Origin of the sequence: Rothia sp. CCM 9419 (assembly GCF_048512815.1) — a bacterium.
In the GTDB taxonomy this organism is placed as follows: Bacteria; Actinomycetota; Actinomycetes; order Actinomycetales; family Micrococcaceae; genus Rothia.
The window spans coordinates 113,646-124,577 of record NZ_JBLXXY010000007.1 but is presented as its reverse complement, the minus strand read 5'-3'; the positions used below and the strand labels follow the sequence as shown (position 1 = coordinate 124,577).

The following is a 10,932-nucleotide window of genomic DNA, read 5'->3' as shown; positions in this document are numbered from 1 at the left end:
AGCTCCGGCATATACGGGGTGGGGTGTAACCAGTACTGGTAACACCCCACCCCTTATATATTGCCTCCGACGTTAATGGCTTAGAGGGCCTTATGCAGTTTTCGAGCAGCTTCCGAGATAGATCCTGTCAATGAGGGATATACGGTAAAGGTCTCGGCAAGGTCATCAACATGCAATTTTTTATCGACTGCTAATGCTAGAGGAAAGATGAGTTCTGAAGCACGCGGTCCAACAACCACACCACCGAGAACTGTTCCAGAATGTTGGCGTGAGAAAATTTTGATGAAACCGTCTTTGACTGCCATCATCTTTGCGCGTGGGTTCGTCGAGAGAGATAGCATGATGGTATCTGCACGGTACGTTCCTTGAGCAATTTCTTTTTCGGTGATACCAACGGTGGCAATCTCTGGTGAGGTAAAAATATTGGCGGCAACTTGGTGAGTACGTAGCGGTTTTACAGCGTCTCCCATCATATGTGCCATAGCGACTCGCCCTTGCATTGCGGCAACAGAGGCTAGAGGGTAGACGCCGGTACAGTCTCCTGCTGCGTAGATACTGGAGATGTTGGTACGTGATACTTTATCGACGATAATATGACCGCTTTGTGTGGTTTTGACTCCAGCGTTTTCTAGTCCAAGATTTTCGGTATTAGGAATAGAGCCAACAGCGATAAGGCAATGTGTTCCTTGAACTTTTCGTCCGTCTGCTAGAGAGACAATTACTTTGGTTCCGTCCTCGGAATAGTTAACGGCTTGAGCTCGTGAACGTGGAATGACTTTAACCCCTCTGCGGTCAAAAACGTTTTCGAGGACTTCTGCTGCGTCTTCGTCCTCTCCAGGTAGTACGCGGTCTCGAGAAGAGATGAGGGTGACATGTGAGCCGAGACGGTTGTAGGCAGAAGCAAATTCTGCGCCGGTGACTCCGGAGCCGACAACAATGAGTTCTTCGGGGAGTTCTTTGAGCGAGTATAGTTGCGTCCAGTTGAGGATGCGTTCTCCGTCTGGTTTTGCTGTTGGCAGTTCTCGTGGGTGTGTTCCAACAGCAAGGAGGATAAACTCTGCTCGTAATTCGTAGCTTAGCCCGTTACTTTCACGGACTTCTACAGTGTATTGGTCTTTAAGTTTTCCGGTGCCTTCAATGATAGTGACTCCGGCTCGTTCTAATGATCGTTTAATATCTGCTGATTGTTGTTGGGCAAGTCGTAGGAGCCGTTCGTTAACAGTTTTGAGGTCGACGTAGGGTTTGCCTGTTGTTTTTTCTTCAGAAAAGCAGATTCCAAGATCTGCTGTTTCGTCGAGGGATGCCATAATATCGGCTGAGGCGATGAGGGTTTTTGAGGGGACGACGTCGGTAAGTACTGCGGAACCACCAAATCCTTGTCGTTCGATGAGCGTTACCTGTGCGCCGAGGGAGGACGCTACGAGTGCGGCTTCGTACCCGCCGGGGCCTCCGCCGAGAATGATAATAGTGCGTGATGCGTAATCTGTTGTATGAGTCACCCTTCTATTGTGATGCAGAAGATAATTTCATTCAAACTCTTACGCCTTTTTCGTGCACGTTTCCCACCTTTGAACGCAATTTTGATAGGTTAGCATGTGTGATACATGAGAAAAGTACTTTAACGTCTGCTCTGCCTACTTCTTCCCCAGAGCACCCTGCACACATCCTTGCACAGCAAAGCGCTACACGCATCAGTGAGCTGACCGGAGTCGCTCAGCACGATATTGCTCTAACCCTCGGCTCAGGCTGGGGTGAGGCTGCTCAACTTATCGGAGAAACAACACACACAATTTCCGCAGCAGAGTTACCAGGATTCCACGCTTCTGGTGTAGCTGGCCATGCTGGAACAATTTCTTCTATCTTGACCCCTTCTGGACAGCGCGCTCTTGTAATTGGCGCTAGAACACACTATTACGAGGGTCGTGGAGTCGACGCCGTTGTTCACGGAGTTCGATGTGCAGCAGCGGCAGGTGTCAAAACAATGATTCTGACTAATGGTTGTGGCGGTCTCAACCCGTCATATTCAGCGGGCATGCCAGTCCTCATTAGTGACCACATCAACGCTACGGCAACCTCTCCCCTATCGGGTGCTCATTTTGTCGATTTAACCGACCTGTATTCTCCTCGTATTCGCGCCATTGCGCAGGATATTGACCCCTCCTTACAAGAAGGCGTTTATTATCAGGCACCGGGACCTCATTACGAGACTCCTGCAGAGATTCGCATGATGCGCACGATGGGAGCTGATTTGGTGGGTATGTCTACCGCGCTAGAGGCCATTGCTGCTCGAGCTGCGGGACTAGAAGTTTGTGGTATTTCGTTAGTCACGAATATGGCTGCAGGTATTCAAGAGACTGCTTTGAACCATGAAGAAGTGATTCAAGCTGGTATCGATGCCGGACCTCGTATCTCGCGTTTACTTGCCGATATCATCGCAAAAATTTAATTCTTTTGTTCCTCATTCCACAGTCATTTTAAGGATTTTCTCGATGGATCAGTCCTCTGACCTATTAGCTCAAGCTGAACATTGGCTGAGCATTGACCCCGACGCCACAACACGTCAAGAACTCGAAAAGTTACTCTCGCAAGTTCGTGACGGTGACGTCCAAGCTGCCACAGACCTCGCCGAGAGATTTAGCGGCACCTTACAATTTGGCACTGCGGGGTTACGAGCTGCTTTAGGAGCAGGGCCAATGCGTATGAACCGTGTGGTGGTACGCCGCGCAGCAGCTGGTCTTGCCTCGTATGTGAGCGGGCGTTCAACGCACGAGAAGTGGTCTGGTATCACCGCTGTTGTTGGCTATGATGCACGCTATAACTCAGATATTTTTGCAGAAGAAACCGCCGCAATTTTTACGGCAGCCGGTATCCGCACACTCTTGATGCCTTCAGCTCTACCAACGCCTGTATTAGCGTGGGCTTGCCGTAAGTTTAACGCTGAAGTTGGTGTCATGGTCACAGCTTCTCACAACCCACCCGAAGATAACGGTTATAAGGTATATCTTGGCGGTCAAGCTGTTGCAGAACACGGCCGTGGAGCTCAAATTGTGCCTCCCTATGATGCAGATATTGCTCATGCAATCGCCAATATCGTTGATGAAGAAATTGTTTTAGCAGAACAAGGTTGGGAAGTTCTCGATCAGAACATCGCCTCAGAATATGTTGAAGCAATTAATCATCTAGACTCAACAGAACCCAGCGACTTACGTATCGTATATACAGCAATGCACGGTGTCGGTGGGCAGACCGTTCTTTCTGTTCTCAACAACGCAGGTTTTACTGAGGTATTTCCTGTGCAGGAACAATTTGTTCCCAACCCTGATTTTCCAACAGTATCTTTCCCTAATCCAGAAGAACCCGGTGCTTTAGACCTTGCTTTTGCATTAGCTCAGCAGAAAAACGCCGACCTCATCATCGCCAATGACCCAGACGCAGACCGTGCAGCTTTCGCAGTGTACGACCCCCACCAAAATTCTTGGCGTCAGCTTCGTGGAGATGAAATTGGTTCACTTTTGGGTGTGGCAATGATCGAGAAGCTCGCCAAAACACCAGAAGGCACTACGAACGCTACGTTTGCAAACTCAATTGTCTCATCTCGTCAGCTAGGTGCTATTGCTCAAGCTCACGGAATCCGTCATTATCAAACCCTCACCGGTTTCAAATGGATTGCTCGCATTGAGGGGCTTAGCTACGGTTATGAAGAAGCTATCGGCTATAGCGTTGCCCCAGATTTAGTCAAAGATAAAGACGGTATTTCTGCGGCACTTGTCGTAGCTCGTTATGCTCATCGTCTCAAAGAACAAGGTTCTTCTCTCATTGAGGTTCTTGACCGCATCGCCCAAGAACACGGTGTATACGCTACTGACCAGATTTCAGTTCGTGTTGAAGACCTTAGCCGTATCGGACAGATGATGAGTTCTCTACGAACGACGACTCCTCCCACCTTAGGTGATTCACCACTACGTACTCACGCTGATTTATCAGATGGTTATGAGGGTCTTCCCCCCACCGATGGTCTACTGTTCTTAAGCGAAGATAATTCACGAGTTATTGTTCGCCCTTCAGGTACAGAGCCTAAACTCAAATGCTATGTTGAGGTTATTGTTCCTGTCTCTGAAGAAGATGGTGCGCTCGTGGTAGCACGTCAACAGGCGCAAGAACGTCTAGAACGTATTGCGCATACGATGAAGATTGCTTTAGGCGTCTAGAATTATTTATTTTTGGGTTTCGCCTTGTCATCTTGCAGTGGTGTGCCCCATATTTTACGGTCATGGAGAATATTTAGATGAATACACCTACTACTGGCGGTTCAGCTGCACAGCTAAGCCCCACTGAACTAGCGCACATGATTGATCACACGATTCTTGCTTCTTCAGCGACAGAAGAACAAGTCCGTTTACTCTGCGCACAAGCTCGTGAACACGGTTTCGCATCAGTGTGCGCAAACCCTGTATGGGTTAGCGTCCTCGCCGAAGAACTAGCCGGATCTGAAGCAGTTCCTTGTGTTGTTATTGGGTTCCCTTTGGGTGCATCTGCACCAGAGGTCAAAGCCTTTGAAACTCAAACAGCTGTATCAGCTGGCGCTCGCGAAGTTGACATGGTCATTAACATTGCTCATGCTCTGAGCGGGAATCGTCAGGCTTTGGTCGAAGACATCCGTGGTGTTGTTCAGGCTGCTCATGATGGTGGGGCAATTGTTAAGGTCATTATTGAGACCTCTGAACTTAACGATGAGCAGAAAGTTCTTGCCTGTGAAGCTGCCATCGAAGCTGGCGCTGATTTTGTGAAGACCTCTACTGGTTTCTCTTCAGCAGGTGCAACGGTTGAGGACATCGCTTTGATGCGACGAACAGTTGGTGCTGATATGGGGGTTAAGGCTTCTGGCGGTATTCGTACACGTGAGCAAGCTCTTGCCATGATTGATGCTGGTGCTACTCGTATCGGAGCTTCTCAAGGTATCGCCATTATTGGTGCTGCAGATGCCGTTGAGGGCGCTTATTAATCTTTAAGAGGTGTAGAAAACTTAGGCACACAATGTGCATAAGTTTTCTACACCATCTATACTGAGGTTTAACTTCTTATTACATATCGTTCGCTTCTGCATTGAGAAAGACGTTTTTCTATGTCACACTACCAGCACGACTACCATAAAGAATCTAGTGGACAGTCTGGTCCGCAGTTCTCTGGTCAAGGTCAGCACCTTGAGAATATTAGTATCTTCTCGGTGTTTTTTGTTATCTTTTTGTCCGGTCTATGGTGCTTAAACACGTTCCCTGATGGTGGATCATTCTGGTTTGCGTTAGGAACACTCATCCTTGGTAGCATCTGGGGCGTTGTCTTCCATGTTTTGCCATCCAAGACAAATACTGCTCAGCGTACCAGCGGCACTGACTTGACCCAGCTCTAATCTTCACCGTCGAAGAGCCATTAAACGCTTAAGAAAAATAGCGGTGGGACATAAGAGAAGTTCTTATGTCCCACCGCTATTTTTCTAGAACGTCACTCCCCGCCCACCTTAAAGTCTCATTGTGGGTCAATAATGACTTTGAGGAAGTTCTGAACCCAGTCAATGAGTGGACGGTCACTGAGATCTTTGCCCCCAACACGTGCAGTTTTAGGACGTGGAAGAAGAATCTGAGAATGTGTACTCTCTGGAATTTTCCGGTAAGTTGCATCAGGGTACATACGCTCTAAACGCATTTGACGAGATTCTGCAAGTTGATCTACCGGATAGAACCGGACTTTCGTTCCCATCACAACAATTTCTTGAACGCCTAAAGAACGAGCATAAATACGTAACGATGCCACTAAGAGAAGGTTTTCTACCGGTTCGGGAAGCTCACCGTAACGGTCCTTGAGCTCTTCTCGGATGTCGTTGAGTTCCTCTTCACTATTAGCTTGTGCGATTTGTCGGTATCCTGCAAGGCGTAAACGTTCAGAAGAAATATATTCATGCGGGAAGTGTGCGTTGACTGGGATATCAACTTTAACGTCAATATTCTTTTCTTCTTCACCATCAGAGCGGAACTGAGTGATAGCTTCGCCCACGAGACGAAGGTACAGGTCGAAGCCGACTCCTGCGATATGTCCAGATTGTTCTCCGCCAAGGAGGTTTCCTGCCCCTCGAAGTTCAAGGTCTTTCATCGCTAATTGCATACCGGAGCCAAGCTCATTATGTGTAGCCACAGCTTTGAGTCGTTCTAGTGCTACCGTTCCAAGGAGCTTTTCTGGGGGGTATAAGAAGTAAGCGTAGGCTCGTTCTCGGCCTCTTCCGACTCGTCCACGTAGCTGATGCAGTTGAGATAGGCCATAGTTCTGCGCTTGATCGACGATTAGGGTATTCGCATTAGAAATATCTAGACCGGTTTCAACGATAGTGGTGCAGACGAGTACATCAAATTTTCGTTCCCAAAAATCAACAATAATTTGTTCGAGTCGGCTTTCACTCATCCGCCCGTGAGCGATAGCGATACGTGCTTCGGGAACAAGTTCTTGTAGTTCTCGTGCCACAGATTCGATGGAAGAAACCCTATTATGCACGAAGAAGACTTGCCCTTCTCGCATAATTTCACGACGAATAGCAGCAGTGATTTGCTGGTTGGTGCGAGCGCCCACGTAGGTGAGAACGGGATGTCGTTCTTCAGGTGCAGTGGCGAGGGTAGAGGTTTCACGAATACCTGTGAGTGACATTTCTAGTGTTCGTGGGATGGGTGTTGCTGACATGGCTAGGACGTCAACGTTTGTTCTGAGCTGTTTGAGTTTTTCTTTGTGTTCTACACCGAAGCGTTGTTCTTCATCAATGATGATGAGCCCGAGGTCTTTGAACTCAACGTTTTGTGAGAATAGTCGGTGTGTTCCGATAATAATATCGGCGCTGCCTTGCGTTATTTCTTCTAGTGCTTCTTTTGTTTCTTTCGCTTTTTGGAATCGGGAGAGGACGCGTATACGTACGGGGAATCCAGAGAATCGTTGTGAGAATGTTTCGTAATGTTGTTGTGCTAGGAGTGTGGTTGGTACGAGTACTGCCACTTGTTTTCCGTCTTGTACTGCTTTAAAGGCTGCTCGGACGGCAATTTCTGTTTTCCCGTATCCGACGTCTCCGCAGATGAGGCGGTCCATCGGTATTTCACGTTCCATATCTGCTTTGACATCGTTGATGGCAGAGAGCTGGTCGGGTGTCTCGTTATAGGGGAAGGCTTCTTCGAGTTCACGCTGCCATGGGGTATCGGGGCTGAAGGCATGTCCTTTTGAGGCTTGTCGTGCAGAGTAAAGTTTGATGAGGTCTGCAGCGATTTCTTTAACAGCTTTTCGAGCACGGCTTTTAGTTTTTGCCCAGTCAGAGCCTCCCATTTTAGATAATGTTGGTGCTTCTGAACCAACGTAGTGAGAGACTTGGTCGAGTTGGTCGGCGGGTACGAAGAGTCTGTCTTTAGGTCCTCCGCGTTTGGAGGGCGCATATTCGAGGACGAGGTATTCTTTGGAGGCTTTGTGTGGTGAATTGTGCGCTGTTCCTGCGATGGGGCGCTGTATCATTTCGATAAATTGCCCGATACCGTGTTGTTCGTGAACAACATAGTCTCCTGCTTTGAGGGCGAGGGGGTCTACAGCATTTTTTCTGCGTCGAGTAGGTAGTTTAGTATTTCCGCTACGGGAGATGATGTAGTTGCTGGTTCGTCCGAGGATATCGGCTTCAGTGAGGAAACCAATTTTGGCGTCGTCGAGCATAAACCCTTTTCCTGTTTGAGCGGTGGTTAGCTCAATTATTCCGGGGTCGGGGATATTCTCTAGACTGTCGGTACGTGTGGCAGGAATTTCAGCTTGGTGGAGTACTTCGATGAGGCGGTCGAGAGGCCCGTTGCCGGCTGTTACGGCAACGATTCTCCATCCGTCACGTACTTTCTGGTGAAGTTCTTTGAGGAGTTCTTCAACTTTTCCTGCGTAGGAGTGCGGTTCTCTGGCGTTAAAGGTGATGGAGTCGATGTCGTTTTCGATGGCGTCGTCAATGCCTAGGGCTGTCATGGACCACCATGAGCAGTGGTTTTTGTGTGCGTGTTGGCGCACTTGTTGCAAGTTTTGGAATGATCCCTCGTTGAATTCTTCTCGGTGTTGTCCGACGTCTAGGGGTGCTTTTTCAGCGTCGTTCTCTTCGGATTCTGCGGCGCTATCCCATGCTGCGTGAAGGAATTCGTCGTTTGTGGCGACTAAGTCTCTAGCTCGTGTGTGTATTTTTTCTGGTTCGAGGAGGAGTGCGATGGAATGTGTTGGTAAGACGTCGATAAAGGTGGTCATTTTTTCCACGAGTAGTGGGGTCAGTGATTCCATGCCTTCGACGTAGATTCCTCCAGCAATTTTTTCGAGCATAGTGCGTGCGCCGGGGAAGTCTTTTTGTAGTTTTGCGGCTTTGCTCATGACTTCGGGGGTGATGAGGAGTTCGCGGCAAGGTGGTGCGTAGAGTGTTTGTGGGTGTTCTTTTGAGGTGATGGTTCTTTGGTCTGCAACGGAGAACCATCGGATGTTTTCGATTTCGTCGCCGAAGAATTCTATACGTGCGGGGTGTTCTGCTGTCGGTGAGAAGAGGTCTATCATTCCTCCGCGGACGGCGTATTCTCCGCGTTTGGAGACGAGGTCTACTCGTGAGTAGGCGGCATTTTGTAGAGCGTGGATGACGTCTTCAAAGTTTTGTTCTTCTCCGCAGCGTAAGGTGACTGGCTCCATTTTTTCGAGTCCGTCTACGATGGGTTGGATGATGGAGCGGATGGGCGCAACGATAACTTGAGGTGTTTCGGTCTTTAGTTTTCTAAGGAGGCTGAGTCTCTCTCCGACGGTGTCACTGCGTGGGGAGAGTCTTTCGTGTGGGAGCGTTTCCCATGCTGGGAAGAGTGCTATCTTGTCTGGTTTTAGGAAGGATTCGAGGGCTAGGCGTGTATCTTCGGCTTCTCGTTCTGTTGCGGTGATGACGAGAGTGGTTGCTTGAGGTGTTGTTTTTTGGAGGTTCGTTGCAATGTGTGCAATGAGTGGGGGACGTGCTCCGTCGACGGTGCCGATGGCTAGTTCTGTGGTTCGTTTTTCTGGGTTTTGCGCCGCATATTCTCCGATACGAGCGAAGGTTGGTTCTGTTTCAAGAAGTAGGGTGAGTCCCGTGAGGCTCATTGGAGCTTCTTTCTGCTGTTTAGTGTGGATTTAAGCTGTTTATTATTATCGCATAGGAGCGTTGGTGTTGCAGGTTTGGTTTTGGGTCTTATTTTTTCTTAACTGAACGGTGACTTGCTCAGATATTTTTATATTTGGTGCGTGGCTCATATTTTTCTTTGAGTTTTATCAATAATTATTTTTATTTAATTTTATTGTTGTTTTTTATTGCATAATTCGTTTTCTTAGCGTGACGTGGTTTTTTATCGACACTCTCACCGTAGCGTAACCCATAGTGCGTTTTGCTTATATCTAGAGGAGATTTACACTGCCGCCTTTTGCCCAAAGAGACAGGCTCTAGGTTACTCGCCGGTAACACGGATCATCACCGCAAGGTCAAGGGGCCCTTGACTGACGGATTATCACTTCACTCATCAAGAAGCTCTTGGGATGTTCTTTGGGTTCAAAAATATCCGTTTCAAGCTAGTTTTAGCTGTTTTTACAACCTTGTGCGTTCAACGCGCCACCCTTCCTTTCAGTAAGGACTTCAAGAACTTCAAGGACTTTTATGCCGCGTTCAATCTTCTGCCCCTTTCCCTAAGAAAGACACGCCTCGTGTTTTTTGTTGGGCAAAAACCTACCTTTTGGCTATTATCTTCCTCACCAAAAAATATCCAACACCTAAACCCTTGAGCGTCTTTTTATTTCATATTAGTTACATAGTGTCTACTATATATTGTTCATTTTTGAAAACTTGTAGCATTTTTGAACTTTGTAAAGGATTTTTTCACCTTTATATATCCCCTAGGTGCATTTATGGGTACAAAATAATTCCAATTTTTTCCCAGTTCACTCTATAGAATAAAAAAAGTTTGCCCGTCCATAGGCAAACACTCGCATCACTCGCAAAACCACACCACTCAGTATCCACACTGAGAAAAACCTTTGCTGTCTACCCTTTTAGAGGCTTTAATGCATCGAGCACACAGAACACCTCTGCCTAGGCTAACGTCTAAGCAGCTCATGGGAGCGTCCCTCGTTCCTCTCCTTCTACTGACCGGATGTTCTGACGAACAGTCAGAGACAAAAAGCGCATCATCATCGCAACAGCAAGCTTCACCCGATAGCTCTGCTGCCGCTTCCGCATCTCAGGACCCTAAAAACACCCCCGCTCAGCACAACGAAGCGTCAGCAGATTCAACACAGAAACCTGCTAACACAGAGCAAAAACATAAGGAGCCTGAGCAAAAGCTAGAAGAAAACTATGCTGGAGCAGAGTCACTTCAACATTCCAAAGAAGTACAACCTTCAGAAGAACACGTTGCCGAAACAGAAAAGCTCTACACCTCTTACCAGCAGGTACTTTCTGATATTGGAACAGTCAAACCATCTGAACCAACAGAAGAAGACCCTGCACAAAGTGGAGAAGACAGTGCCCCAGCAACAACAGTAACTCTCGACCAAGCCACTGAAGAGAAAATTACCTCTGTTGCAACAGGAAGCGCCGCTGAAAGCTTCATCGCTGCTGCCGAAGAGTTCGCAAATAATCAATGGACTCAAGAGGGCACAGCAAAGGTCGTCGGCACTCCCAAAATAGCTGACGGTACATACAACGACCAGCCAGCAAAAATACTTCAGGTATGCCTTGACTCATCACAAGTTAAGGTCAAAAACGCTGTAGGAGACGTTATCAATAACACCTCAGCACCTGAACGTTCACTCAATATTTTTACTTTGATACAAGATAACGGTCAGTGGAAAATCGCATCTCACGATTTCCCGAACAACCCAGATTGCTAAAGG

At 47.8% G+C, this 10,932-nt stretch carries 7 protein-coding genes; 5 read left to right on the top strand and 2 right to left on the bottom strand.

The genetic code is table 11. The annotated features are described in order from the left end of the window. Positions 1-80 precede the first annotated feature (80 nt). Positions 81-1,499, bottom strand: a complete 1,419-nt coding sequence (locus ACN08W_RS07185; RefSeq protein WP_419109136.1) for an NAD(P)H-quinone dehydrogenase — start codon at positions 1,497-1,499, stop codon at positions 81-83. A 131-nt stretch (positions 1,500-1,630) separates the two neighbouring features. Between ACN08W_RS07185 and ACN08W_RS07180 the strand changes: the two genes are divergently transcribed. From ACN08W_RS07180 to ACN08W_RS07165, 4 genes are all read left to right on the top strand, one after another. Beyond that, positions 1,631-2,446, top strand: a complete 816-nt coding sequence (locus ACN08W_RS07180) for a purine-nucleoside phosphorylase (RefSeq protein ID WP_419103989.1) — start codon at positions 1,631-1,633, stop codon at positions 2,444-2,446. A gap of 43 nt (positions 2,447-2,489) precedes the next feature. Next, a complete protein-coding gene (locus ACN08W_RS07175; RefSeq protein WP_419109135.1) occupies positions 2,490-4,208 on the top strand; it encodes a phospho-sugar mutase in 1,719 nt (572 codons plus the stop codon). Between the two features lie 77 nt (positions 4,209-4,285). After that, the gene (deoC, locus tag ACN08W_RS07170; protein WP_419109134.1) at positions 4,286-5,002 is read left to right on the top strand and encodes a deoxyribose-phosphate aldolase; all 717 of its coding nucleotides are present in this window, start codon (positions 4,286-4,288) and stop codon (positions 5,000-5,002) included. A gap of 120 nt (positions 5,003-5,122) precedes the next feature. After that, on the top strand, positions 5,123-5,407 hold the full coding sequence (locus ACN08W_RS07165) for a hypothetical protein (RefSeq protein WP_419103978.1): 285 nt from the start codon (positions 5,123-5,125) through the stop codon (positions 5,405-5,407). 116 nt (positions 5,408-5,523) lie between these two features. On the opposite strand, the gene mfd is transcribed toward ACN08W_RS07165, so the two are convergent. Then, positions 5,524-9,150 carry a transcription-repair coupling factor gene (mfd, locus tag ACN08W_RS07160; protein ID WP_419109133.1) on the bottom strand — a complete coding sequence of 1,209 codons (3,627 nt, stop codon included), beginning with the start codon at positions 9,148-9,150 and terminating at the stop codon, positions 5,524-5,526. Between the two features lie 1,002 nt (positions 9,151-10,152). Between mfd and ACN08W_RS07155 the strand changes: the two genes are divergently transcribed. After that, complete coding sequence (locus ACN08W_RS07155; protein WP_419109132.1) at positions 10,153-10,929, top strand: hypothetical protein; 777 nt, start codon at positions 10,153-10,155, stop codon at positions 10,927-10,929. The last annotated feature ends 3 nt before the right edge of the window (positions 10,930-10,932 follow it).

What these genes read in the sequence shown, in the direction of transcription:
- ACN08W_RS07175 (WP_419109135.1), top strand. Translation starts at nt 2,490, where the DNA reads ATGGATCAGTCCTCTGACCTATTAGCTCAAGCTGAACATTGGCTGAGC.
- ACN08W_RS07165 (WP_419103978.1), top strand. Translation starts at nt 5,123, where the DNA reads ATGTCACACTACCAGCACGACTACCATAAAGAATCTAGTGGACAGTCT.
- ACN08W_RS07155 (WP_419109132.1), top strand. Translation starts at nt 10,153, where the DNA reads ATGGGAGCGTCCCTCGTTCCTCTCCTTCTACTGACCGGATGTTCTGAC.
- mfd (WP_419109133.1), bottom strand. Translation starts at nt 9,150, where the DNA reads ATGAGCCTCACGGGACTCACCCTACTTCTTGAAACAGAACCAACCTTC.
- deoC (WP_419109134.1), top strand. Translation starts at nt 4,286, where the DNA reads ATGAATACACCTACTACTGGCGGTTCAGCTGCACAGCTAAGCCCCACT.